We start from the raw sequence: 26505 nt of genomic DNA on the forward strand, positions 1-26505 counted from the left end.
GGGTGTTCATTACTTATTGATCAAATGCTGATAAGGCTTGTAGTCGATTTCCTTCTTCTGGAGGAAGTTCATCAGGAATTTGTAATCCCGCTTCGGCGTAGCCACGATGTAACCTTTGATGCAGTGATCCCGGGTGACTTCGGTTGCGCCGGATTCGACGGCGATTTTGCCGATTTCGGCTGCAATGGAGTGTTTGGCGATATCCCGGAACGGTCCCGGAACAGGCTGCACCAGCTCGTCCAGAAATGCTTTGGATTCATCCGTCCAGAGCGGGCGGCTTCGCTCTACCCAGTAATTTTGCCAATCGAGCTTCGATTTGCCGTCGGCCTTGGGAAGCACTTTCAGAAACTTGCGGAACATGAAAAATCCGCCGATGCCCATCAGCCCGAGCATGACCCATCCCCAGAAGGCAATGGAGTTCATGAACCATGACGGCGGCGCACTGGACGACAAATAGCCCATGACGGCCCCTGTGCTCTTCATCTGTATATCACCTCAATGATTATTGTCACATGACACTTTCATGAGAATTATAACGCATTTCTAGATTTATTTCGATATACAAGCTAAAATAGGTGTAATTGTGTGTTAAAAAAGGGGGATGCAGCATGTTGAAAATTGGTTCCCACGTGTCGTTTTCGGACAAGGGATTGCTGACTGCGACGGCTGAAGCCACGTCTTACGGCTCAAGCTCGTTCATGATATATACCGGTGCGCCGCAAAATACGCGCCGCAAGCCGATCGACTCCATGTTTATCGAAGAAGGCAAAGCCGCCATGCAGGAAAGCGGGATTGAAGAAATCGTGGTCCACGCGCCGTACATTATCAACCTCGGATCGTACAAGCCGAATACGTTTGAGCTGGCGGTGAGCTTTCTGCAGGAGGAGATTCGCCGCACGCATGCGGTCGGCGTGAAGAACATCGTTCTCCATCCCGGCGCATATACCGACAAGGATGCGGAATACGGCATCGACCGAATTGCGGAAGGTCTTAATGAAGTGCTAGGCGGTACGGATGAGACCGAAGTGAAGATTGCGCTTGAGACGATGGCCGGCAAAGGTACTGAAATGGGACGCAGCTTTGAAGAAATTGCTTCCATTATTGATAAGGTGAAGTACAACGACCGATTAGCCATTTGCCTGGACACCTGCCATATTCATGACGCGGGATATGATATCGTGAATGATCTGGACGGCGTGCTGGAGCAGTTCGACAAGCTGATCGGGCTCGACCGTTTAACGGTCGTCCACGTGAACGATAGCAAGAACCCGCGCGGAGCGGGCAAAGACCGTCATACGCCGATTGGAACCGGATGGATCGGGTATGAAGCCATTCAGAGAGTGGTTCATCACGAAAAACTCCAGGGCAGACCGTTCATTCTCGAAACGCCGTGGATCGGTAAAGATCCAAAAACCCAGCGTCCGATGTACGAGATCGAGATTGCGCTTCTGCGCGGGGATGTGGAAGGCCGTTTCGGCCAAGCTTTCACGCAGCAAGTGGAAGAGCTGGGTGCTTTCTTTGCCAAGGAAGGCATCGAGTCCCGTTCATTTGTACTGGATACCTGGACGCTGCTGAAGAATGATGCCAAAGCCAAAAAGGCCGATCCGCGCGAACCGATGGAGCGCCTGTACGATATGGTCATGGCGGCCGGCCTGCTGTCCGACCTGTCGGAGGAGCAGATCAATCAGCGCCTGATCGCTTGGTTGTCGGGTGTTTCCCTGACATCCTAAGCTTCATTAGAAATGGCATATTAGTAAGAAACTGAGGCATTCTCAAGAAAACGTCCGTATGCTGCGGATTGTTTTTCTTGAGAGATGCCGTTCATGTTCATTGCAGATTTAAAAGGAGGATCACCGAGTCTCATGGAAATTCACATCAAGAAGGATCTGCCGTCTGCGGCAGGTCAGTACCCTAATCGTGCCCGCATGCTGATCTCCTGTCCGGATGGACCGGGAATCGTGGCAGCAGTATCCCAGTTCCTGTACCAGCATGGTGCGAATATCGTTCAGTCTGACCAATATACGATGGACCCGGCCGGCGGCATGTTTTTTATGCGGGTTGAGTTCGATCTGGAGGACTTGAACACGAAGCTTCCCCAGCTGGAGGAATCCTTCCGGGAAGTAGCCGATCAATTCCGCATGGAATGGAATATCTATCATGCCGCCCGCAAGAAACGCCTGGCGATTTTTGTTTCGAAAGAGGATCACTGCCTTGTAGAGTTGTTGTGGCAATGGCAGGCTGGCGACCTGGATGCGGATATCGCATTGGTGGTCAGCAACCATCTGGATATGAAGGAATACGTGGAATCCTTCGGTATCCCGTATCACCACATTCCGGTTACTGCGGATACGAAGCCTCAAGCGGAGCAGCGTCAGTTGGACGTGATCGGGGATGATATCGACGTGATCATCCTTGCGCGTTACATGCAGATTATTTCGCCAACCTTTATCGATCATTACCGGAACCGGATTATCAATATCCACCATTCCTTCCTCCCGGCCTTCGTCGGCGGCAAGCCTTATGCGCAAGCATATAACCGCGGCGTCAAGATTATCGGGGCAACCGCCCACTACGTAACGGAAGAGCTCGATGGCGGACCGATTATCGAGCAGGACGTGCAGCGCGTAAGCCACCGTGACGACGTCAATGAGCTGAAGCGCATCGGACGTACCATTGAACGCGTGGTACTGGCAAGAGCCGTCAAATGGCATGTCGAGGATCGGATTCTGGTCCATAACAATAAAACGGTTGTATTCAGCTAGTCCCGGACATTCCGACGATTCATCATAGAGAGTATAATGGAGCAGCCTGACACTTTAACGCTGCAATGGATTACCCCTTGATCCCGCTCCTCTTCTTGGAGCGGGATTTTATTTTATATTTGACTTAAGCAATAACACGAATTTCTTGCCAAAAGCTGAAAAAATGGTTCCTTGGAGCTTTTTATGGAAGTAAACGTCAAACTTTTTATAAATTCGACTCGTCAATATAGTTGAGCTTGTGAAGAGAGTCTTTACATACATCTTCTAAAACCTATGCATCGTTTGTCTTTGAACAGCAATTTATATTTGGAGAGGGGAATCATCAGTTGTCGTTTTATACAAAGAAAACGTGGATGCTGCTGCCGATGGTGGCGCTGCTGATTGTGGCAACGTTATCTCTGTCGATTCCGGCAGGAAACGTCTACGCCGACGGAGCGAAGATTGGCATTCAATCCGAAATGGGCTACCAAGGCAAAATCAAACATGAGAAATGGAACCCGCTCAAACTCACCCTAACGAGCGACCGGGATATATCCGGCGATGTGGTCGTGCAGATTCAGAACTACAACGGCTTCGGGTATCAGACTTCTTATGTTCAGCAGGTGGACCTGCCGAAGGATACGCCGAAGGAAGTCGTGATCGGCATTCCGGGAGCCGTACTGAATAAAGACAATAACCAAATCCTTTTCTATGAAGGTTCTTATACGAAGGGGAAGCAGGTACCGTTTGCCACAGGGAAAAATTACGTGCAGGCTTCTCCGTATCAAGGCGCGCTCATGGCCGTCTTGTCCAATGATCCGGACACGATGAATTTTATGAACGTCCTGAACGGCAAAGGCAGCAGCGTGAACGTGTTCCCGCTTAAAGACGCTAACGTTCCTACGGATGCGATGCTGCTGAACGGGCTGGACGTCATCGTAATGAACAATTATGCATCCGATACGCTGTCTGAGCCTCAACAAAAGGCGATTACGGATTGGGTCAATGGCGGCGGCACCCTGGTTCTGGCCGGGGGCGCGGGGTATGCCAAAACGGCGGCGCCGTTTGCCGACATATCGCCGGTCGCTGCGAATGGCACCGCGACCGTGAACTCGCTGGATGAACTGGAGAAGCTTGGCGGGAAACCGCTGAAACTGGATGGGCCATTTACCATTTCTACGGCGAAAGCCGTGGAAGGCGCCCAAATCGGGATTGCCGCGGACGGACAACCTTTGTTTGCCTCGAAGGCTTACGGCCAGGGTAGCGTTCAATATGCCGCTTACGATCTGGCGATGGAGCCGGTAAGCTCTTGGGCAGGCCATCCGGACGCGTGGGCATCGGTACTGCGCAATAACCTGCCGATGATGAATTCGCAGAATGGCATGTATTACAATTCGCTCATGGACAATTTGAATTATGTTCTGGAGTATTTCCCGTCGCTGAAGATGCCTTCCTTCACGCTGCTGCTGTGGATGCTCATTATTTATGCGGTCGTCGTCGCACCGCTGCTCTACTATATATTGAAGAAGGCGGACAAGCGGGAATGGGCGTGGTTCTTGATTCCGATCATTGCCGTCATCGCGAGCGCTTCCGTCTATGCGGTCGGCTCGTCGGACAAGACGCGCGAGCTCGCGCATACCATCAATCTGATTGAACTAAATGGCCAGGGAGATGCGGTGAAATCGACCGCTTCTGCATTCTTCACGCCTCGAAGCGGGAACTATGCCTTGGAATTTGGGGAGAATACGTATTTGAAAACGGGGCAGTCCCGGAACTCGTTTGGAGGAACCGCCGAGAACAAAAGTTTTGTCCGGGTAGGGCAGGAGTCCACGACGCTGGAGCTTCGGGACATGTCCCAATGGTCGTTGGCCAAGGTATGGGTGGACCATCAGGGTACGGAGGAGATGGGACGTCTTGCCATGGATTTAAAGCTGGATGCCAAAGGGGGATTAAACGGTAAGATCACCAATGACACCATTAACGATTTAACCGAGGTGGTGCTGGTTGTCGGAGGCAGTGCCTATAAGCTGGGAGATATCAAGAAGGGCGAGGCGGCTGCCATTCCTCAGGATCCGAAACAAATCATCAAATTTACGGGCGGTGACTTGTCCGGGATGCTGTACCCATACTCGCAGAATGATCCGAAACAGCGGGAGCGCGACATTTTGTCCAACTACGGATACTCGAAGGGAATGGTCAACAAGGATGCTTACATTCTGGGATGGAGCAAAGACCATTTGACGAATTATACGCTGAAAGGCGCCGAGGTGGACAGTGATCAGCTCAATTTCTGGATACAGCCGGTGGAAATGGATTGGGGACTGAACGGGGAAATCAACATTCCTTACGGCTTCCTGTCTCCGGAGATATCGCAGGTGAATTCGCCGATGTTCGGGGTTTATCCGCACGGAGTTGAAATGGGACAAGGCAATCTGATCGCTGAATTCCCGCTCATATCCGAAGGCCAAGTGAAGTATTCCGAATTGTCCATCAAAGGCACCAAATTCAACAACAACGTCACGATGGAGATCTGGAACTCGAAGAAGAGCGAATGGGAGCCTGTTACAGACGCGAACAATGTGCATACCATTAACCAGAATCCGGAGCAGTATATCGTGGGGAATCGCATCCGATTCATGATCACCGCCAAGGATCAGACCAACTTTATGATGCCGGAGCTGTCTGTGAAAGGGGAGGCCACTCAATGATCGAGATTACAAATCTGAGCAAAAGATACGGAGCGTTCCATGCGCTGAAAGATATCAGTCTTCATATCGAAAAAGGGACGGTATTCGGATTTGTCGGTCCGAACGGAGCAGGCAAATCCACGACGATGTCCATATTGGCTACCCTGATGCTTCCTACCTCGGGCGTTGCCAAAGTCGGCGGCTATGACGTGACCCAGCATCCCAAGGAGGTCCGCAAGCGGATCGGTTATATGCCCGATTTCTTCGGCGTGTACGATCAGCTGAAGTCTACAGAATATCTGCATTTCTACGGGGCAAGTTACGGCATCCCGCGCGCCGAGCGGGAGCAGCTTATTCCGCAGCTGCTGGAGCTTGTCAACCTGAGCGACAAGGCGGATACGTACGTTGACAGTCTCTCGCGGGGGATGAAGCAGCGTTTATGCCTGGCCCGGTGCCTGGTGCATGATCCGGAGGTATTGATCCTGGATGAGCCGGCGTCGGGGCTGGATCCGCGGGCGCGGATCGAGATGCGCGAAATATTGAAGGAACTGAAGCTCATGGGCAAGACCATCATCATTTCATCGCATATTTTGCCTGAGCTGGCCGAGATGGTGGATGAGATTGGGGTAATCGAGCACGGCGAGATGGTTGCCCAAGGCAAGGTGGCCGATATTCAGAGCCGTCTTCGCGTGAAAAAAGTCATTCATATCCGCACGCTGGAGCGTGAAGAGGAGCTGGCCGAGAAACTGCGGGACGAACCGTTCGTCACGTCGGTATTAACGGATAACACCGGCGTCCATGTTCATTACGGCGGGGATGACGCGCAGCAAAGCGCCCTGCTTCGGCAGGTGGTTTCCTGGGAAATTCCGATTGTCTCGTTTCAGGAAGCGCAGAGCAATCTGGAGGATGTATTCCTCGAAATTACCAAAGGAGGGCCCCGCGAATGAATTGGAGCAGAAAGCTGATCAATCCGGTCATCGACAAGGAATTCCGGCTGCGGATGCGTTCTACGCGTTCCATGCTGTCGGTGTTGTTTTATGTATTGGCGCTAGGCGCCATAGCCATGGGCTTCATTTATCTCTTCTTATATTTGGGACAGCAGGGGCCTCAGCGATTCGATCCGCAGATGAGCCAGATGATGTTCTATGTCCTGAGTTTTGCCCAGCTTGTCCTTATCGCGTTCATGGCCCCTGCGCTTACGGCGGGCGTCATCAGCAGCGAGCGGGAGAAGCAAACGCTGAGCATGCTGCTGACGACGCAGCAGAGCTCGGCTACGATCGTGCTGAGCAAGCTGGTATCGGCACTCAGCTTCATGACGCTGATCGTGCTGGCTACGCTGCCGATCTACAGCATTGTGTTCCTGTACGGCGGGATTTCGCCGAAGCAGCTCGTTTCCGTGTTTGCCTTTTATTTATTCGTGATGCTGCTGCTCGGTTCGCTCGGCGTGATGTTCTCCACGTTATTCAAAAGAACCATCGTTGCAATAATCGTCACTTACGGGGCCGGACTGATCATATTCCTTGTTACCGGCCTGCTGTACCTGTTCTTCATGGGAATCGAACAGCGGAATATGTATCAAAGCGGGCAGCCGATCGTACCGGGCAGCTATTCTTGGGTCGGTTATGTGCTGGGCCTGAACCCGGCCGGGGCGATGATGAGTTTGTTCAACCCGTCTTTTTCGGAGGACGCGTTCTTGCTGCGCGGAGGAAGCCTGAACAGCAAAGCCCCGATCGAATTGTGGCTGGAATTTTTCATCGTCTATTCGGTGGTGATCGTTCTTGCCCTGTGGGTTGCCGTACGGAATATCCGTCCTGTCGCAAGGCGCAAACGCAAGGATAAGAACGAAACCCAGCTGCCGAAGGAGCCGGAAACGGCGGGGGACGAAGCGTAACATCATGCAAGGAGTACGGTAAGGAGGGAGAGCAATGGACAACATCATGCGTTTTATCGAAGCCGCAAGACGGCGGCTGCAGCGGTTCCGCGTCATCACGTATGCATTATACGGGCATATGGCAGGATTGGCCGTGCTGCTGCTGCTCCTGGTCCTTGGGAGATTCGTGCCTATAGCCTGGCTTCCAGTCGCATCCGCGGCCGTTCCCGTGGGGGCGGGCTTCATAGGCTTGTTATGGGGATGGCTGCATCGGGTGCCGATCGAAGAAGCGGCTTCAGCGATGGACCATGTTCCGGACGGAGCGGAACGAAGCGATATGATGGTGACGGCGCTGTCGTTCAAGGAGGAAGAATCGTTGGCCGCCAAATGGCAGCGCGAGCAGGCGGAGCGTTACGGTGCGCGTTTTGCGGAACGGTTACCGGAGCGCCTGCCTTCCCCTAACCGAAAAAAACAGCTTCTAATCTGCGGTGCCTCGCTTGCTGCCGTACTCATCCTGGTGTTCGTTCCGAACCCGATGGATAAGAAGGTGGAGGCTGCCAAAGAGGCGCAGAGCTGGATGAAGGAGCAGGCAGCCAAAACCGAACAGCTGGCGGAGGAGCTCCAGAAGGAAACGCTGGATCCTGCCGATCGAAAAAAGCTCCAGGAAAAGCTGGATGCCCTGAAAAAAGCGCTGGAGCAGGAGAAGCATCCTGAGCAAGCGCTGGAGAAGCTGGAAGAAGCCATGAAAGAGCTGGAGAAACTGGCGAAACAGCAGGAGGAAAAAGCGAAGGCGCTGTCGGAGCTGGCTAAGCAAATGCAGCAGGAGAAGGCGCTGTCCCAGGTGGGGAAAAAGCTTGCCGAGGGCATGGCCGATGAGCTGAAGCAGGAAATGAAGAAACTCACCGAGCAGGTGAAGAAGATGTCCCAGGAAGAGAAGAACGAGCTGTCCGATGCTTTGAAAAAGCTGGCTGAGGAAGCTGCCAAGCAGATGGAAGACGGGAAGCTGGAGCAGGAGCTCAAAAAAGCGGCCGATGCGCTGAAGGAGGGCAAGCTGCCGAAGGAGCTGGAAGAAGCGCTCCAGCAGCTGGCCGAGGAGCTGGCGAAAGCAGCGCAAGCCAAAGCCGCGTCGGACAGCCAGTCGCAGTCCGCGTCCTCGCTGGCGTCCTCCCTTGCTTCGCAAGGATTGAGCTTGGCCGATCAGATGGCGGCTGCAGGGATGTCGGTATCCGATGCCTGGAGTAACGGCGGCAGTGCCGAGGCCTTGGCTCAGGCCGGCTCCGGTGCAGGCTCGGGCGAACAAGGAGAGGGCTCGGAGGGAGCCCCAGGTGAAGGCGGCTCCGGTACAGGCCAAGGTCAAGGCTCCGGCACAGGCAGCGGTTCCGGATCGGGAAGCGGCTCGGGCTCAGGAGCAGGTTCCGGCTCGGGCGGCAGCGGCGGATCGGGAAGCGGCACAGGCAGCGGAGCCGGTCTTGGATCAGGCGGCCGTGAGCTCGTGACCATCCCTAGGGACTATAAGGGCAGCGGCAATGTGCAGAACGATTCCGGCGAGATCAAGGGCAGCGGCGGAGATATACAGAAGGGCGGCGTATCGCCGACGGTTCCGGGCATGTCCAGGCCTTATGAGGAAGTGTACCGCGATTATGAGACCGAAGCGCGCAAAACGTTAGACCGGAATCAGCTGCCGGACCAGATGCAAGGGTTGGTTGAGGAATATTTCATACAGATCAATCCGAACCCGTAAGGGATCGAAGAGCCGAGCGCCGAAGCTAGAATGAGAACTTGAACTTTACCAAGAAGATGGAGGTTTCGTCCATGTCGGATATTGCAGTGAGACCACAGGAATGGATGGAGAAAATATCAGGCCTGCGCGAACATATCGGCAAGGTGATTGTCGGACAGCAGGATGTTGTGGAGCAGATGCTTTGGTGTATCTTTGCGGGGGGCCATGCCCTCCTGGAAGGGATTCCGGGTCTCGGCAAAACGATGCTCGTCCGCACCGTGTCGGAGGCGTTGGACCTGTCCTTTTCTCGCATACAGTTTACGCCGGATTTGATGCCGAGCGATATAACGGGCACCAATATCCTGTCGTTCGGGCAGCATGGGGACACCGGGATGACCTTTCAAAAGGGTCCGCTGTTCAGCAGCATCGTGCTGGCCGATGAGATTAACCGCGCCACGCCCAAAACCCAGAGCGCCTTGCTCGAGGCGATGCAGGAGAAGACCGTCACCGTGGGGGGCGTAACCCATCAGCTGCCAAAACCTTTTTTCGTTCTGGCCACGCAAAATCCCTTGGAGAACGAGGGGACGTATCCATTGCCGGAGGCCCAGCTTGACCGCTTTCTGCTGAAGATCGAAGTATCGTATCCCAGCGCGGACGAATTGAAGGAAATCGTAAAGCGGACGACGTCCTCACACGAATTCCAGGTGGAACGGCAAATGACCGGGGACGAGCTGCTGGAAATCCAGCGCGGGGCGAAGGAAGTGTTGGTTGCCGAAGAGATTCTGGATTATGCGGTTCGTCTGCTGATGATGACGCATCCGGAGGAGGCGGCCGCACCGGAGGCTGTACGTAAATACGTCCAGTTCGGTTCCGGACCGCGCGGCATTCAGTCCATCATTTCGGTAAGCAAAGTCCGGGCCTTGTGCAGCGGGCGGATGCATGTATCCACGGGCGATATTCGCGCCGTGGCTTTATCAGCGCTGCGACACCGCTTGTTCCTGAATTTCGAGGGGCAGGCGCTCGGCATTACCACGGACCATGTCATTCGGGAGGTTCTGCAAGCGCTGGAGGCATCCGCGTGAGCGGGGGCGCGCACCTGCTTCCTCCGGAATGGCTTCCCCGTCTGGAGCGCTTGAGCCTGGATGCCAAACGCCGGGTCGCCGGAACGCTGCAGGGAAAGAGGCGATCCCGCCGGCTCGGCTCGTCCCTCGAATTCGCCGATTACCGCGTGTATTCGCCCGGGGATGATGTCCGCAGGTTTGACTGGGGCGTCTATTCCCGTACGGGAAAAGCTTTCGTTCGTCAATTCATGGACGAGCAGGAGCTGACCGTGAGCCTATTCGTGGATTGCTCCGCATCGATGGGGGCCGTCATGTCATCGCCTACGGAACCAAGCACCGCCGACCCGGAGGGAACGAAGGGCAGCCCTAAATGGCTGCTAGCGCGTCAACTCGCCGCAAGCATCGGCTACATGGCGTTGTCGTCTTACGACAGGCTGCAGGTTGCCTGTTACAGCCGTTCGATTAACGCCCGTCTTCCGATCATGAGAGGAAAGGGCTCGGCTCATCGCCTGTTTTCGTTCCTGCAAGGGGCAGAAACGGGAGGCGAGGGCAGCTTGGGCGCAGCGCTTGCGGTTCCTGGCGCACTACCCCGGCAGCCGGGAATGACCTGGGTGTTCTCCGATTTTTGGCTGGAGGGCGGCGAGGAGGAATTGTTCAGGTCGCTTTCCCTGTTGTCCGGTACCGGACAGGAAGTGGTGCTGGTGCATGTGTTGTCGCGGGAGGAGCTGGAGCCTAAATTATCCGGCGATCTGCGGCTGGTGGACAGCGAAACGATGAGCGGCAAGGAAGTGGCGCTGACGGGCAAAGTGCTGGATGCTTACAAAGAGGAGCTGGAGCGATACCGGACGATGCTGTCCCGCGTTTGCGCGGAACGGGGCATGTCTTACGTGCTCATTCCGGCGGATATGCCGCTTACGGACGCGATGTTCGGGGTGCTTGCGGGAGCTGGTCTGGTTACTGGATAGAGCGGGACCTCCTATAGAGGTGCTGTCCATGCATCTGCAGCATTCCTCATGCTTTCGGAGGTTTGGCGACAGGAAACAGAGATGATACACAAGCGATTGCTTAACAGGCTTCACCAGGACCTGTCTGCGATCTCAAGAAACGAACAAGTTGAAATCTTGTTCGAAAAATAGGAAGAGATGGATAGGCCTTCATCCGATGCTCGGGGAAAGTACAGGCATGTCTCGTTAGTCAGGGTCCATGGGAGTAAGGAGGGGACACGTTGGGGATTCAATCTTGGCTGAGTCTATGGTTCGGTTTAACGCTGCCGGCCATCGTGCTCATGTATATGTTCAAGCGGAAATATGTGGATACAACCGTTCCCAGCCACTTGCTGTGGGAGCGGGTGCTCCGGAACCTGGAGGCCAACAGGCCGTGGCAGAAGCTGCAGAATCGGCTTCTGCTGTGGCTCCAGCTGCTTGCTGCGGCATTGATGGTCTTCGCACTGATGCAGCCCTTTATGCAGGTGTCCGGCGGAGGCAGCGCCCATGTGGTCATCGTTGCCGATACCTCGGGCAGCATGAGCGCGCAGATGCAGCCGTCCGCTGAAGGCGGAGCCGCAACCAGGCTGGAATGGATGCAGCAACGGATTAAGGAATATGTGAAGGACCGAGGGCGACGGAGCGAGATCACCCTGCTGTCCGTAGGAGCAAGTCCCATGACGCTTGTATCCCATGAAAGCGACCGCGCCGCCATCGATAAGGCCGTGGATGGTTTACGTCCCTATTACGGACAGGCGTCCTACAGGGAAACCTTATCGCTCGCTTCGGCGCTGACGCGGGAAGAGCATGATGCAGAGGTCGTTATTTTTACGGACAGCTACTGGAAGCCGGACACGGCCCCCATAGCGTTTCAGGTTCCGGTTTCCGTTGAGAAGGTGCAGGGCGAGCTCCCGCATAACGTGTCCATTGATCAATTCGGCATTTCACCTAGAGATAATGCGGATTCATCTTATGCGGCAGTCGCCGTCCTCAGCACGAATGCCGAGGCATCTGTATCGGCCGAAGTAAATCTTTACGGAGATGAAGAGCTGCTGACCAGCAGAATGCTTGTATTGGAGTCGGGGAAGAGATTAACCGAATCCTTTACAAATCTGCCTTTTGCTGAAGTGTACCGACTTGAGTTATCTCAGGATGACGGGTATACGGCAGACAATCATTCCTTTGCGTTCGGTTTGGGGCACGGATCTTCGCGCGTCCTGCTGCTGACTTCAGGCAATCTGTTCTTGGAGAAGGCGCTTCAGCTGAGCGGTGCCGAAGTCACCCGGGTAGCTTTGGACGAGTCCAAAGCTAAGACCGCCGAGGACAACGGCAGTGTGGATAAGGAGGCGGGTAAGGGCAGCGCAGCTGCGGATGTGCCGCCCGCGCCCGAAGGCGAATTTGATCTGCTTGTCATCGACGGGAACGTGCCGGAAGGGTTCCGGCAAGGGAAGTGGGCGGATCTGATGGCCAAGACTCCGTTATGGACGATTGGCGGAGAAGGTGACAAAGTCGGCAACCAAGGAGGACGCGCCGTGCTTGCCAAGCATCCGGTGACTGCCTATGTCACCTTGTCCGGGGTCTATTTCGGTACGCTGGTGGATCAGGCCCCTGCTTGGGGGGAACCCGTCATCAAGCTGGGGGATCAACCGATCGTCTATGCGGGAAGCGAAAACGGGCGGCCTCGATTATCCTTCAATTTCCTGCTTCAGGATAGCGACCTTCCGTTATCGCCGGAATTTCCGGTCATGGTCAGCAATGCGCTGGAGTGGATGACCTCGGGCAAGGGAAGCGGGCTTGGCCGATATATGGCCGGCACGCAAGCGGATATCCCGATTGCAGCGGATACGGTAGCGGCCAAATGGATCCCCAAGAGCGGTCTTGCTCTGGCTGACGGCCTCCCTGCTGCGGATGTCCTGAGGAATGAGCAAGGGATATCGCCGGTACAGCTCGTGCCGGATTATCCGGGGCTGTACGCTTTTGAACAGCAGAATGAAGCGGGCGAGAAGCTTAATTATTGGCTTGCTGTAACTGCAGACCCGTACGAGGCGGATTGGAGCAGCGATCAAGGCCCGGCGGTAAGTCAAGCGGCAACGAACGCGGGTGAGCCTGAAGCGGGAGCTGATTCCGGCACATCCGGGAGTAACGAAACGACGAACCGTGCCGGCTCGTTAATGCCATGGCTGGCCGCTTTGGCACTGGCTGTGATCGCAGCGGAATGGGGGGTGTACCAGCGTGGGCGTTCAATTTAGCCAACCATGGCTGTTGCTGCTGCTGATTCCGGCAGGTTTATTTCTCTACTATGCCTACAAATCGGATTTCCGATTAAGCGGTTTTCGCAAAAAACTGGCCTTATTCTTTAGAACCTGCGTCATTCTGTTATTAATCCTTATGATTTCGGGTTTGCATGGCTTTACCGTTCTCAGGGATAAACAGGTCGTGTATCTGGCTGACCGTTCCGACAGCATGGGGGATTCGGCCCGGATTACGAGCTGGATCAACGATTCCCTTGCGGCAAAAGGCGAAAAGGATGGCACCGCCGTTGTTTCTACGGGTCTTGAAGGCGCCGTGGAACGGCGTCTATCCCCTGCGGACAATGCGGGCGCTTCCTTGAACGCGCTCCTGGAGCAGCGGTTTACCGGGCTGGAATCCGGTCTTCAGCTGGCCGGCAGCCTGTTCGAGGGCAGGAGCGATTCCCGAATCGTGTTGATCTCCGACGGGGAGGAGAATGTGGGCAGCATGGCGGCGGCGGGAAGGCTTCTGAAGGATCGGGGGATAGCCGTTGACGTGCTTCCGACTCCGAAGCAGGCCGTCCAGGATGCTGCCGTGGAGGAGCTGAAGGTTCCGGACAAGCTGTATCAGGCGGAGTCGTTCTATGTGGAGGTCATGGTTCGCAGCACGTTCAAGACCTCCGGCGAACTGCGCATTTACGAGGATAACCGCGAGATCGGCCGGGAACGCGTGGATGTAACACCAGGCGAGAACCGGTACGCCGTGAAGGGCCTGGCCAAGAACCCGGGACTCCACCGTTACCGTGCCGAAATCTTCATGGACGGGGATGAAGCCTCGGCCAATAATGCGGCATTCGATTTTACCCGGGTGGAAGGTCCGCCGAACGTGCTGATCGTGGAGGGAACTCCGGGCACGTCGGGCAATATCACGGCAGCGCTCGAGTCCGGCATGATCGGCACCGAAGTGATTCCGCCGGAGCTGCTCCCGCTGGAAGCGGCCAAGTATGCCGTGTACGACAGCATCATCTTTAATAACGTTTCCGGCAGCGACGTCGGCGGCAAACAGATGGAGCTGATCGAGCAGGCTGTCCGTAGCTTCGGCATCGGGTTCATGATGGCGGGCGGCGAGGACAGCTTCGGGATGGGCGGATATTTTAAAACCCCGATCGAAAAGGCGCTGCCGGTCTCGATGGAGCTGGAAGGCAAGCGGGAGATTCCATCGCTTGGCCTCATATTGGTCATCGACCGTTCGGGCAGCATGGACGGCAACAAGATCGAATTGGCCAAAGAATCGGCCATGCGCACGGTGGAGTTGATGAGAGCCAAGGACACGGTCGGCGTCGTCGCCTTTGACGATCAGCCGTGGTGGGTCGTACCGCCGCAGAAGCTCGGCGATAAGGAAGAGGTGCTAAGCAGCATCCAGTCGATTCCGAGTGCCGGAGGGACCAACATCTATCCTGCCGTTTCCTCGGCGCTGGAGGAAATGCTGAAGATTGACGCCCAGCGCAGGCATATCATTCTCATGACCGACGGTCAGTCCGCGATGAATTCCGGATATCAGGATCTGACCGATACGATGGTGGAGAACAAAATCACGATGTCTTCCGTGGCGGTCGGGATGGATGCGGACACCAACCTGCTTCAATCCTTGGCGGATGCGGCCAAGGGCCGTTATTATTTCGTTGAGGATGAAACCACGCTGCCGGCGGTATTCAGCCGGGAGGCCGTGATGCTGGCCAAATCCTATATCGTGGATAAACCCTTTGTCCCGGCCGTTCAGAACCCGGGCGATTGGGCGAGTTTGTTCCAGCAGGGCGTTCCGGGGCTGTATGGTTATGTCGCGGCAACGCCGAAGTCTTCCGCCCAGACGGTTCTGTCCAGTCCGGAGCCGGACCCGATCCTGTCGCGATGGCAGTACGGATCCGGCCGGACGGTGGCATGGACGAGCGATTTAAGCGGGAAGTGGTCCAAGGAGTGGGTGTCATGGTCCGGGTTCGCCGATACGTTGACCGAAATCGTGAAGTGGACGTTCCCGCAGTTTACGTCGTCGCCCTATGAAGTCACTACCGAGACGGCCGGCAACCAGGTAAAGCTGCAGGTCATCGCCAATGGGGAGAATCCGCCGGAGAAACTGAATGCGGTGATCGGGGATGACGAGGCCGGCGAGCAGACGGTGGAGCTCATTCAGGAGGCGCCCGGCCGTTATACCGGACTCGTCAACGTCTCCAAGCCGGGAGCCTTCCTCATGTCCCTTGAGGACGCGAGCGGGGAAGAGCCGCTGCAAGCTGCGCCGGGCACCGGCTTCGTTGTGCCGTATTCGCCGGAATACCGGCTATCTTCCGGCAGCGGCGAGGAAGCGATGAAACGGCTGGCCGAAGCGACCGGGGGCCGCGTGTTATCCTGGGATGACCCGGCCGAAGTGTTCGACCGGGAGGCGACCTCGCGGATGCAGCTCCATGATTGGAGCTACCCGCTGCTGGCGGCGGCCCTGCTGCTGTGGGTCGCCGACATCGCCGTGCGGCGCCTGGCTCTGCCATGGGGCGCCATCGGCGCACGGATGGCCGCCCTGCTCCGCAGGCGGCCGGCCCCTGCCGGCGAGGCCGCGCCTGACGCCGGCCTCGAGCGGCTGGCGGCGCGCAAAGCCCGCGCCGCTCAGTTCTACGGCGGCAGCTCCGCGAAGCCGCCGCCGCAGGCCCCGCCCGCGCGCGAGCGCAGCGGCGCGGGCCACGGTGCCGGGGGCGGAAGCCCTGCCCCGGCACCCGGCGCAGCTCCGGCAGGGGGCCGCAAGGCCCCGCCGGAGGCGCGGGATACGCAGCGGGCGAATGCCCCGCTGCGGGAGGAGCGGCCGGCGCAGGCGAAGCCGGCCGCAAGCCAGGGCGCGCGCAAGGGAAGCGCGCCCACGCCGCCACCCCCGCCGCCGAAGGCGCAGGGGGACGGCAGCGGCCGGCCCGGGGAGACCGGGCCGGCTCCGGAAGGAGGCTCCTCCATGGATCGCCTCCTCAAAGCCAAAAAACGCGGCACGCGCTGATGTGCCCCGCAAGCTTCGGTCCGGCTGTCGATGTGCAGCTTAGGCCGAAGCTTTTTCTTTGCCCGAATGCAGTAACTTTTTCCATGCCGCCGATGTCCTCAAAATCGTTTAACGGATGTCGAATCCGGTTATAACCGGACTAATAAGGGAAATAATGCAAGAGGGATGTCGGCAGTCCTGACGACTTTTACACAACATTGACAATTACGTTATGGAAATGAAAGACGTGTGGTGATACAATAAGAGTCAAAATGATATTCTCAACATTCCTAACTGCTCTGATACCAAGCGAATCGGGGCTGGAGGGACGTAAGAAGCCTTCATTTTCGAAGCTTACTATGGAAAAGATTTGAGGAGGACGAATCATGACAACTGAACATAACCAAACGATCGACAACCTGTCCATCGCAACGATCCGGACATTGGCGATCGACGCGATCGAAAAAGCCAACTCCGGTCATCCGGGCATGCCGATGGGATCCGCGCCTATGGGCTACCAGCTGTTCGCGAAGACGATGAATCATAACCCGGACCAGCCGGCGTGGATTAACCGCGACCGTTTCGTCTTGTCTGCAGGACATGGCTCCATGCTGCTCTACAGTCTGCTCCACCTGAGCGGCTATGACTTGTCCATTGAGGACCTGAAACAGTTCCGTCAATGGGGAAGCAAAACCCCGGGGCACCCGGAATTCGGCCACACGGCCGGCGTTGATGCAACGACAGGTCCGCTCGGACAAGGCGTGGCCATGGCTGTAGGTATGGCAATGGCCGAGGCTCACTTGGGCGCGACTTACAATAAAGACGGCTTCAACGTGGTGGATCACTATACGTACGCGATTTGCGGCGACGGCGACATGATGGAGGGCGTGGCTTCCGAGGCGGCTTCCCTGGCAGGTCACCTGAAGCTTGGCAAATTGATCATGTTGTACGATTCCAACGATATCTCCCTTGACGGCGAGCTGAACCTGGCCTTCTCCGAGAACGTGGCGAAGCGTTTTGAAGCATATGGCTGGCAAGTGCTGCGCGTAGAAGACGGCAACGATCTGCCTGCGATCGAGAAAGCGATCGAGGAAGCGAAAGGTGATTCGAACCGCCCGACGCTGATCGAAGTGAAGACGGTCATCGGTTACGGCAGCCCGAACAAACAAGGTAAAGGCGGCCATGGCGGTACGCACGGTTCTCCGCTCGGAGCCGACGAAGCGAAGCTGACCAAGGAATTCTATAAATGGGTATATGAAGAGGACTTCTACGTGCCGGAGGAAGTGCGCGAGCATTTCGGCAAAGTGAAAGAACGCGGCATTGCTGCATATCAAGCGTGGGTGGACCAGTTCGCGAAATACAAAGAGGCTTACCCAGAGCTGGCTGCGCAATTCGAGCGCGGCGAATCCGGCGAATTGGCTGAAGGATGGGACAAAGACCTTCCGAAATACAGCGCGGACGACAAAGCGGTTTCCACTCGCGTGGCTTCCGGTAAAGCGCTGAACGGTTTGACGGCAGGCGTACCGCAGCTGCTTGGCGGATCGGCTGACCTGGAAAGCTCCACCATGACTCACTTGAACGACCTGGCATCTTTCACCGCGGAGAGCTATGAAGGCCGCAACGTGTATTATGGCGTTCGCGAATTTGCGATGGCTGGCGCGATGAACGGTATCGCTCTCCATGGCGGATTGAAAATTTTCGGCGGTACGTTCTTCGTATTTACCGATTATCTGCGTCCGGCCATTCGTCTGGCTGCGATCATGAAGCTGCCGGTTACGTATGTGCTGACACACGACAGCATCGCTGTCGGCGAAGACGGCCCTACGCATGAGCCGATCGAGCAATTGGCTTCCCTGCGCATCATTCCAGGCGTGACCGTTATCCGTCCGGCAGATGCGAATGAGACTTCCGCTGCATGGGCTTATGCGGTTGAGAACACGGATCGTCCGGTAGCCTTGGTGCTGACTCGTCAAAATCTGCCGATCCTCGCTGGCACGGCGGACCATGCGCGTGAAGGCATCAAACGCGGAGCTTATGTTGTTTCCGACGCGAAAGATGGAAACGTGCAGGCTCAAATCATTGCAACGGGTTCCGAGGTTCAGCTTGCCGTTAAAGCACAAGCGGCATTGGCCGAAGAAGGCATTGCCGTACGCGTCATCAGCATGCCAAGCTGGGATCTGTTCGACAGCCAGGATCAGGCTTACAAAGATTCCGTGCTGCTTCCTGACGTTAAAGCCCGTCTTGCCATTGAAATGGCTCATCCGTTCGGATGGGAGCGTTACGTGGGCGACAAAGGCGACATTCTCGGCATCAACACGTTTGGTGCTTCCGCTCCTGGCGACCGCGTCATTGCCGAGTACGGATTTACCGTTGAGAACGTGGTTAGCCGCGTAAAAGGCTTGCTGTAACAACACCCTGATTTAACTCCATATTGATTTTCCGGCACCCGCATCATGCGGGTGCCGTCCATATATCAAGCGCCATACATATTTTGGAGGAGGAGAGTTGTCGATGTCTCAATTCAAGAATGCGACCGTCACGAAAGCAGCCAATGTGTACTATGAGGGGAAGGTAACCAGCCGCACGGTGCTGCTGGAGAATGGGGAAAAGGTCACGCTCGGCATCATGCTGCCGGGAAGCTATGAATTCGGCACGGATGGCCCTGAAATTATGGAAATCCTGTCCGGCGATTTGCGTGTTCTGCTGCCCGGGGAGCAAGAGTGGTTGGAGATTCAAGAGCCCGCGACCTTTAACGTGCCGGGCAATTCAAGCTTCAAGCTGGAAATCCGCACCGTGACGGATTATTGCTGCTCTTATCCGACGATGTAGCAGGACAAGCGGCGCCTAAAGCAGTGAATATGCCAAAAAGGCTCAAAGCCGATGGCTCTGAGCCTTTACTGTCAATGCCGGATGTCAACGCAGGCCGTTAACGGCGGTTGATATAATGGACTTATTCCTCGGGGATCGTCACGATCTCGCCTTTATATCCGGGAGCCCGGTTGTCAAGCTCTACGTATCCTTCGCCCCATTCTTGGCCGCGATCGAGCAGGCGGTAGCTGGTGACGCCGGAAGGGTAGCGGAATACGAAGTTGGCAAGGGTCCAATTGCCGGTATCCGGCTGTTCGCCGATCTCCGCTTTCAACGCAGGCAGGAAGAACAGCTTTTGGTTTGCCGGTGCCTTGGCGGAATAATCCAGCTTGCCCTGCCATTTCAAATATTTGACGCCGCCGCGGATTTCGAAATAGCTGGCGATATCGTTATCTACCAGGAAAAAGCGTTGGGATTGGCCTTTGGGAAAATAATAGTCCACGCCCTGCATTTCCACGGGCAGCATGTCCAGCTCAGGTTTCTTCAATTCGGATGTATAAGGAAGCTTGGCTGCAGCGTTCCTGGCGGTGGCCAGATCGGAGCTCTTTAAGTCTGCGATGATATCGGGATCTGCCTTATTGATATGGGCTGTTTTTAAAGAGCCGTTCCAATAGACGCTGGCATCGAAGGCTTGGGCTACGGCCCTTAGGGGAATCAAGGTCTTGCCGTTATGCAGCAGCGGGGCTGCAGGGAGCGCCTTCATAACGCCGTTCACTTCCATGCTGGTGCTTCCGGCCGCGAGAATCACCGTTCGGTTATCGCCTTGAATGGTCACCTGTTTCTTCTGGTTGTCGTACTTCATGACGTAGTTCCCCAGAGGCTTGAGATCGGTAAGGGTAACAAAGGTGGTGCCCTGCCTGATCAGCACGTCGCCGCTTGCGGTTACGTTGTTAATGGTCGCGGATGGTTTAACTGCTGCAGAAGCTGGCGAAACGGCTATTGCAGGGGCCAGAACAGCGGTTAGTACGACAGCGGCTGCCATTGCTCTTAATCGTTTGGTCCATTTCATGTTGTAATTCCTCCCTTTGCATAGTAGACGGAAGTGAAACGCAAAAAGTTTCTTGCCGAGGGGAAAATGATGGAATGGCCAAAAAAATAGCTCCTTCCTCCTAGTCCGGATGAACCGAAAACTAAAAAGAAGGAGCCGTTATAGATGCATGGCTTGTCTGGTATTATGGCTGCTGGCCGCCGATCTTCTGGCCGATCCAAGCCTCATAGCACTTCACGACGGCGGAGAGATCCTCATCGCCATAGCCTTCGCTGGCACCGGCTTGAAACAGGCTCTTGGCCAGGTTCAGCATAGGCGACGGCATCCCGATGCCATCGGTGAGCGAAGAGGCCAACTTCAGATCTTTGAGCATGAGCGCCAGCGAGAACTGGTTGCTGAAATCGCCTTCGATGATTTTGCGTCCCTTCAGCTCCGCCGCTTTGCTGCCGGCCGATCCCAGCTGCACGAGCTCCAGGAAGTTGTCTGCCGGTATGCCTGATTTCGCGGCGATGGCGAAGCCTTCGGCCAGCGCCAGGTTGTTAATGCCCACAATCGTATTGTGCGCGAGCTTGGCCACGGCGCCGCTTCCGTTAGGCCCCATGTGAATGACCTTTTTGCCCAAGGTGTCAAAAACGTCGGCTTGCGCTTCGATGACGGCGGCATCACCGCCAACCATGAAGACCAAGGTGCCATCAATCGCTGCAGGCTTGCTGCCGGTTACCGGGGCATCCAGGAAGGAAGCGCCGAGGCCGGAAACGGCGGAGGCAATTTCCTTAACCAGGCTTTCGGAGATCGTGCTGCAGTCAATGACGGTCATCCCGCTCGTCAGGGAGCCAAGCAGGCCGTTCTCTCCGTAGAATACATCCCGGATGGATTGGTCGTTGCTTACCATCGTAATGACAAGATCTTGCCCTTCGGCCGCTTCCCGAGGCGTCTCCGCGATGGAGGCTCCCTGTTCGGCGAGCGGACGGCATTTCTCGTGGGTGCGGTTATATACCGTCACATCGTAATCCTGCTTCAGCAGATTGGAGGCCATGGGAGCTCCCATGGTGCCCAGTCCGATAAACCCGATTTTTTTCATAGTCTATATCACCTTCGATTATGGATTCCTGATCCACTCTATCTTAGCACGGGTTCCCGAAACGAAGCCAGTCTTTGCAGGGAATGGAAGCGGGAAGGAGTCCCGCGCATGAAGAATAGATGACAGTTGGCCCGTGAAACTTGCGGTCTTTATTAAATTAAAGTATCCTATTTCTAAATTCACAGGAGGTTTAAGGCATGTCTAAAAAAATCAAGTTTGATTACAGTAAAGCACTGACCTTTGTCAATCAGCACGAAGTTGATTATTTCGCTGAGCCGATCCGCACAGCTCATGAACAGTTACATAACGGTACGGGAGCCGGCTCCGATTATTTGGGCTGGATCGACCTGCCGACTCAGTACGATAAAGAGGAATTCTCCCGCATCCAGAAAGCGGCCGCCAAAATCCAAAGCGACTCGGACGTTCTGATCGTAATCGGAATCGGAGGCTCCTACCTGGGAGCGCGCGCGGCCATCGAAATGCTGTCGCATTCGTTCTATAACGAGCTGTCGAAGGACCAGCGCAAGACGCCGGAAATTTACTTTGCGGGCAACAACATCAGCTCCACGTATGTCTCGCATCTGCTTCAATTGATCGAAGGCAAAGACTTCTCCGTCAACGTCATCTCCAAATCCGGCACAACGACGGAGCCGGCTATCGCTTTCCGTATTTTCCGTGCGGAGCTGGAGAAGAAATACGGCAAGGAAGAAGCGCGCAAACGCATTTACGCTACGACGGATCAAGCGAAGGGAGCCCTCAAGAAGCTGGCAACCGAGGAAGGCTACGAGTCCTTTATCATTCCTGACGACGTGGGCGGACGTTATTCCGTGCTGACCGCAGTAGGTCTGCTTCCGATCGCGACGGCAGGCATCAACATCGAAGAGATGATGCAGGGCGCGGCTGACGCCTCCAAGGAGTACAGCAGCCCGAACGTTGCCGAGAACGAAGCTTACCAATACGCAGCGGTTCGCAACGCGCTTTACCGTAAAGGCAAAGGCATCGAGATCCTGGTGAACTACGAGCCTTCCCTGCATTTTGTATCGGAGTGGTGGAAGCAGCTGTACGGCGAGAGCGAAGGGAAGGATTACAAGGGGATCTACCCGGCATCCGTCGATTTCTCTACCGATCTGCACTCCATGGGTCAGTTCATCCAGGAAGGCAGCCGCAACATCTTCGAAACCGTCATTCAGGTGGAGAACGTATCCGAGCATATTACGATCGAATCGGATCCGGACGATCTGGACGGATTGAACTTCCTGACCGGGAAAACATTGGATTTTGTCAACAAAAAGGCGTTCCAAGGCACGATGCTGGCCCATACAGACGGACAAGTTCCGAATTTGATTGTGACAATTCCAGATTTCACTCCCTATTCGTTCGGATATCTGGTATACTTTTTCGAAAAGGCCTGCGGTATCAGCGGCTATCTGTTGGGTGTCAACCCGTTTGACCAACCGGGCGTAGAGGCGTACAAGAAAAATATGTTCGCGCTGCTCGGCAAACCTGGGTACGAGAAAGAGAAGGCCGAATTGGAAGCTAGACTTTCCGAATAACCCGACACTTTCATTGGATTAGACGTAAGACGCTGAAGGAAGCAGTCCGCTGGCATATCATTGCCGTGGACTGCTTTCTTGGCAATATAGAGGTGGTTGTTGTTTCATGCTGGATCGTTACAAAACGGTACGTCAGGCGGGCTCCAAGGAGATCGTCATCAAGAAATCGCGTTTCATCGGGCATGTGATGCCGGTAGAGACCGAAGAGGAAGCCGTCGCTTTTATTGAAGAGATCAAGAAAAAACATTGGAATGCTACGCACAATTGTTCCGCTTACATGATTGGCGAGCGGGATGAGATTCAGAAGCAATCGGATGACGGGGAACCGAGCGGAACGGCCGGCAAGCCGATTCTCGAGGTGATCCGCAATCAGGGGCGGAAGAATGTAGCTATCGTGGTCACGCGTTATTTTGGCGGCATTATGCTGGGTGCGGGCGGATTAATCCGGGCGTACACCGACGGAGCCGTGGCTGCGATCGAATCAGGCGAACCGATTACAAGGGTTCTTCACCGGGAGATTTTCGTGGAGCTGGATTATACCTGGCTGGGTAAGGTGGAGAACGAGCTTCGTAACCGGAACGTACGCATGGGAGAGACAAACTTTGCCGACACGGTGACTTTGACCTGCTTGCCGCTCGATGGTGATGCGGAGAGCTTTATGACTTGGATGGTGGATTTGACACAGGGGCAGTCCTTGATCACGGAGGGAGAGCGGCTTTATTTTATTGAAGGGGAATAAAATAATATGGCAAGAAGAGCAGTCGAACGCGAGTTGTCGAGAGAGCGGATACTGGAAGCAGCCAGGCATTTGTTCATAACCAAAGGATACAGGGCCATTTCGATGCGAAGCATCGGGCAGCATTTGGGTTATAGCCACGGCTCCTTGTATTATCACTTTAAGGAAAAGGCGGAGCTATTCTACGCCATTGTCATGAAGGACTTTAATGATCTAAATGATTTGCTGTTGGAGGTCTCGGTAAAGCCTCCCTGTGACGGGGTATCGAAGCTGGAGCAGCTGATGCTGGAATTCGTTCGTTTCGGTCTGGATAATCCTTACCAGTACGAAATCATGTTCATGATTCGGGACGAAGAGCTGCTGTCCTACTGTCGCTCTGAGCAGGGACGCTGTTTTGAAATGTTTGCTATGCTGGTCCGTCAGTATTTGCTGGAGGAGAATTACAGCGAGGAAGAACGGCGAACCGTTCCGCTGACTTTGTTTTTGTCGCTGCATGGATTTATATCGTATTATATTCAGGACAGAATCGGTTTTGATGAGATTAAACCAGCCGCTCTTACCCATATCAAAGTGTTATGCCGGAGTCTGTACAGCAGGGTCTGATGTTTACATGCTGCCAAGACGCGCAGCTTGGCACTTCAATCCGTTACAACGGCCTAGCGTTGAAACGTCAATCACCTAATGAACCATAAAACAGACAGGTCCGCGCTCCCTTGCATGCACCTGTCTGCTTTTTGTGCTTTCATTTCATTCGCTTGACTGTCGGCATCCGTTGCCGGTTTTATCCTTCCATGATCTTCACATGATATTGTCGCTGCCTCGGTCCGTCGAATTCGCAGAAGTAAATCCCCTGCCAACGTCCAAGAAGCAGGTGCCCGTTCTGAATGATCACGGTCTGCGAAGGGCCGCAGGTGATTGATTTAAGGTGGGAGGCCGTGTTGCCCTCCGCATGGCGATACTTGGGATGATTCCATGGATAGACCTCATCCAAAGACATCAGCACGTCCCGTTTCACATCGGGATCGGCGTTTTCGTTGATGGCGATTCCCCCCGTCGTATGCGGACAATAAATCAGGACCGTTCCTTGCTGGACTCCGCTTTGTTTCACGAAAGAGTGGATCTCCCTTGTAATATCCCTCATCTCATCGCGTCCTTGCGTAGCCAATTCACCGGTATACAGCATCTCAATAACCTCCTCAACTTTTTCCATTTCTTTTATTTTACCCGATAAAGTGCAAAAGATGGATTGACGATCGGATTCAGCTTTTGGTAAAGTATGTGTAAAGTAAAACCAAGTATACAAATAGGAAATATAAAGATGGTTTGTGGAGGAGTCGACCGGAATGCCATCCGGAGGCGGGAGGGATACGAGATGACAACATGGATTCGTCATAAAGGTTGGACTTGGGGGTTTCGAAGCACCGTACTGCTTTATTTTCTTGCCTTGATCGTACTGCCGATCTTTGGGGTGTATGTGCAATCATTCTCTGCGGGATGGGGCCATTTTGCGGAAAGCGTAATGGATCCGATCGCCTGGAAGGCCGTGCTGCTTACCATTAAACTGGGCCTAATCTCTACTTTCATCAACGTGCTTATCGGAACGATGATTGCTTGGGTGCTCATACGGTATCGATTTCCGGGAAGGACGCTGCTGAACAGTCTGGTGGATCTGCCTTTTGCGCTGCCGACGGCCGTTGGCGGCTTGATGATTTTGCTGCTGCTTGGGCCGGGGAGCTTGCTTGGAGGCCTGGCGGAGAAGCTCGGCTTTGAAATCGTGTTCCATCAGCCGGCGATCGTGGTCGCCATGCTGTTTGTCACGTTCCCGTTTGTAATCCGGGCGGTTCAGCCGCTGCTGGAAGAGCTGGATCCGCTGGAGGAAGAGGCCGCATATACGATGGGCGCTTCCAGAACGAGAACCTTTTTTAAAGTCATCCTGCCGTCGATGCTGCCGGGAATCATCAGCGGAGGGATGCTGGCCTTCTCTAGGGCATTGGCTGAATTCGGCGCCGTCGTCCTGGTGGCCGGCAACATTCCGGGCAGGACGCTGATCGCATCGGTATTTATTTTTGGCGAGGTGGAGAGCGATAATCCGGCCGGAGCGGCTGCCGTATCGATTCTGCTTCTTACGCTCTCCTTCATGATCCTCTGGGTGATCAATGCCGTGCAGCAGAGGGGGAGACGAGCTTGAAACGATTATGGATCGGACTTACGTATGCCGTATTTATCATCCTGCTGATCATTCCCCTGTCCCGAATTGCGATCGGTGCGTTCGATAAGGGGCTGGACGGGTTTGCGGAGGGGCTGCTCAGGCCGGAAGCCCTGCATGCCCTGATGATGACGGGTCTGATTGTGGTATTCGTTACTTTTTTGAATGCGTTGTTTGGCATCATGATGGCGCTGTATCTGGTGCGGGCAAATTGGCTCAGCCGAAAGCTCAAGGGCATTCTGAACAGCATTGTCGACCTGCCTTACGCTGTTTCGCCGGTCATCGGCGGTTTGATGATTGTGCTGCTGCTGGGACCCGACAGCATCATCGGCGGTTTTTTTGAAGGGATCGGGTTTAAGGTGGTGTATGCGTTCCCCGGCATGGTGATTGCGACGCTCTTCGTCACGTTCCCGCTGATGGTTCGCGAGGTCATGCCCGTCCTGCAGGAGATCGGAAACGATCAGGAGCAGGCGGCCGCGACGCTTGGGGCTTACGGGTGGACCACGTTCGTGAAAGTAACGTGGCCTTCCATCCGGTGGGCCGTCGTATACGGCCTGGTGCTCACGGTAGCCCGTTCATTGGGCGAGTTCGGCGCCGTGCTGGTGGTCTCCGGCAACATCATGAACAAAACCCAGACGGCCACGACGCTTGTGTATCAGGACGTGGAGAATTTCAACGTGGCTGCGGCGAATGGAGTGGCGCTGGTACTGGCCGCCTTCTCCGTAGGTCTCTTGCTGCTGATGGAATGGGCCAAAAAAAGAAAGGATGTGCATTGA

The 26505-nt window shown here is 55.2% G+C and carries 21 protein-coding genes; 17 read left to right on the top strand and 4 right to left on the bottom strand.

Annotation, left to right across the window (positions count from 1 at the left end; all coding sequences use genetic code 11):
* Positions 1-9 precede the first annotated feature (9 nt).
* Positions 10-483, bottom strand: a complete 474-nt coding sequence (locus JNUCC32_RS30880) for a DUF2621 domain-containing protein (protein ID WP_009594427.1) — start codon at positions 481-483, stop codon at positions 10-12.
* Between the two features lie 125 nt (positions 484-608).
* Between JNUCC32_RS30880 and JNUCC32_RS30885 the strand changes: the two genes are divergently transcribed.
* The 12 genes from JNUCC32_RS30885 to JNUCC32_RS30940 all read left to right on the top strand — a co-directional run bounded on the left by JNUCC32_RS30885 (position 609) and on the right by JNUCC32_RS30940 (position 19126).
* Positions 609-1730 (top strand): deoxyribonuclease IV, encoded by a 1122-nt coding sequence (locus JNUCC32_RS30885; protein ID WP_192570709.1) that lies wholly within the window; start codon positions 609-611, stop codon positions 1728-1730.
* A 132-nt stretch (positions 1731-1862) separates the two neighbouring features.
* Positions 1863-2762: a formyltetrahydrofolate deformylase gene (purU, locus tag JNUCC32_RS30890; protein WP_090909006.1), complete on the top strand. Its 900-nt coding sequence runs from the start codon at positions 1863-1865 to the stop codon at positions 2760-2762.
* Positions 2763-3088: 326 nt separating this feature from the next.
* Entirely contained in the window at positions 3089-5449 is a 2361-nt protein-coding gene (locus JNUCC32_RS30895; RefSeq protein ID WP_192570710.1) for a DUF8725 domain-containing protein, read from the top strand.
* A complete protein-coding gene (locus JNUCC32_RS30900; RefSeq protein WP_192570711.1) occupies positions 5446-6375 on the top strand; it encodes an ABC transporter ATP-binding protein in 930 nt (309 codons plus the stop codon). Before JNUCC32_RS30895 ends, JNUCC32_RS30900 begins: the two co-directional genes overlap by 4 nt.
* Positions 6372-7319 (top strand): ABC transporter permease, encoded by a 948-nt coding sequence (locus JNUCC32_RS30905; protein WP_192570712.1) that lies wholly within the window; start codon positions 6372-6374, stop codon positions 7317-7319. The genes JNUCC32_RS30900 and JNUCC32_RS30905 overlap by 4 nt, the downstream gene beginning before the upstream one ends.
* Positions 7320-7353: 34 nt before the next feature.
* Positions 7354-9039, top strand: coding sequence for a DUF8809 domain-containing protein (locus tag JNUCC32_RS30910; protein ID WP_192570713.1), 1686 nt, complete (start codon positions 7354-7356; stop codon positions 9037-9039).
* 71 nt (positions 9040-9110) lie between these two features.
* Entirely contained in the window at positions 9111-10100 is a 990-nt protein-coding gene (locus JNUCC32_RS30915) for an AAA family ATPase (protein WP_090909010.1), read from the top strand.
* Complete coding sequence (locus JNUCC32_RS30920) at positions 10097-11044, top strand: DUF58 domain-containing protein (protein WP_096776478.1); 948 nt, start codon at positions 10097-10099, stop codon at positions 11042-11044. The genes JNUCC32_RS30915 and JNUCC32_RS30920 overlap by 4 nt, the downstream gene beginning before the upstream one ends.
* Positions 11045-11304: 260 nt before the next feature.
* Entirely contained in the window at positions 11305-13311 is a 2007-nt protein-coding gene (locus JNUCC32_RS30925; RefSeq protein ID WP_192570714.1) for a vWA domain-containing protein, read from the top strand.
* Entirely contained in the window at positions 13295-16318 is a 3024-nt protein-coding gene (locus JNUCC32_RS30930; RefSeq protein WP_192570715.1) for a VWA domain-containing protein, read from the top strand. The genes JNUCC32_RS30925 and JNUCC32_RS30930 overlap by 17 nt, the downstream gene beginning before the upstream one ends.
* 365 nt (positions 16319-16683) lie before the next feature.
* Positions 16684-18705, top strand: a complete 2022-nt coding sequence (tkt, locus tag JNUCC32_RS30935; protein WP_090909014.1) for a transketolase — start codon at positions 16684-16686, stop codon at positions 18703-18705.
* A gap of 103 nt (positions 18706-18808) precedes the next feature.
* Complete coding sequence (locus tag JNUCC32_RS30940; RefSeq protein ID WP_015737208.1) at positions 18809-19126, top strand: pyrimidine/purine nucleoside phosphorylase; 318 nt, start codon at positions 18809-18811, stop codon at positions 19124-19126.
* 121 nt (positions 19127-19247) lie between these two features.
* Here the strand turns inward: JNUCC32_RS30940 and JNUCC32_RS30945 are convergent, their stop codons facing one another.
* Both JNUCC32_RS30945 and JNUCC32_RS30950 read right to left on the bottom strand, forming a co-directional pair.
* Positions 19248-20174, bottom strand: a complete 927-nt coding sequence (locus tag JNUCC32_RS30945) for a copper amine oxidase N-terminal domain-containing protein (protein WP_192570716.1) — start codon at positions 20172-20174, stop codon at positions 19248-19250.
* Between the two features lie 163 nt (positions 20175-20337).
* Complete coding sequence (locus tag JNUCC32_RS30950) at positions 20338-21234, bottom strand: NAD(P)-dependent oxidoreductase (protein WP_015737205.1); 897 nt, start codon at positions 21232-21234, stop codon at positions 20338-20340.
* A gap of 197 nt (positions 21235-21431) precedes the next feature.
* Between JNUCC32_RS30950 and JNUCC32_RS30955 the strand changes: the two genes are divergently transcribed.
* The 3 genes from JNUCC32_RS30955 (at position 21432) to JNUCC32_RS30965 (ending at position 24126) form a co-directional block, all read left to right on the top strand.
* Positions 21432-22787, top strand: coding sequence for a glucose-6-phosphate isomerase (locus tag JNUCC32_RS30955; RefSeq protein WP_009589268.1), 1356 nt, complete (start codon positions 21432-21434; stop codon positions 22785-22787).
* A 106-nt stretch (positions 22788-22893) separates the two neighbouring features.
* The gene (locus JNUCC32_RS30960) at positions 22894-23526 is read left to right on the top strand and encodes a YigZ family protein (protein WP_009589243.1); all 633 of its coding nucleotides are present in this window, start codon (positions 22894-22896) and stop codon (positions 23524-23526) included.
* A gap of 6 nt (positions 23527-23532) precedes the next feature.
* Complete coding sequence (locus JNUCC32_RS30965; protein WP_015737204.1) at positions 23533-24126, top strand: TetR/AcrR family transcriptional regulator; 594 nt, start codon at positions 23533-23535, stop codon at positions 24124-24126.
* A 178-nt stretch (positions 24127-24304) separates the two neighbouring features.
* Here JNUCC32_RS30965 and JNUCC32_RS30970 read toward each other — a convergent pair whose 3' ends face one another.
* Complete coding sequence (locus JNUCC32_RS30970) at positions 24305-24706, bottom strand: secondary thiamine-phosphate synthase enzyme YjbQ (protein WP_192570717.1); 402 nt, start codon at positions 24704-24706, stop codon at positions 24305-24307.
* Between the two features lie 189 nt (positions 24707-24895).
* On the opposite strand from JNUCC32_RS30970, the gene cysT reads away from it, so the two are divergent.
* Positions 24896-25711, top strand: coding sequence for a sulfate ABC transporter permease subunit CysT (cysT, locus tag JNUCC32_RS30975; RefSeq protein WP_036662786.1), 816 nt, complete (start codon positions 24896-24898; stop codon positions 25709-25711).
* Entirely contained in the window at positions 25708-26505 is a 798-nt protein-coding gene (locus tag JNUCC32_RS30980; RefSeq protein WP_096776470.1) for a sulfate ABC transporter permease subunit, read from the top strand. Before cysT ends, JNUCC32_RS30980 begins: the two co-directional genes overlap by 4 nt.

The sequence above is a fragment of the Paenibacillus sp. JNUCC32 genome, assembly GCF_014863545.1.
Classification (GTDB): domain Bacteria; phylum Bacillota; class Bacilli; order Paenibacillales; family Paenibacillaceae; genus Paenibacillus_AQ; species Paenibacillus_AQ lautus_A.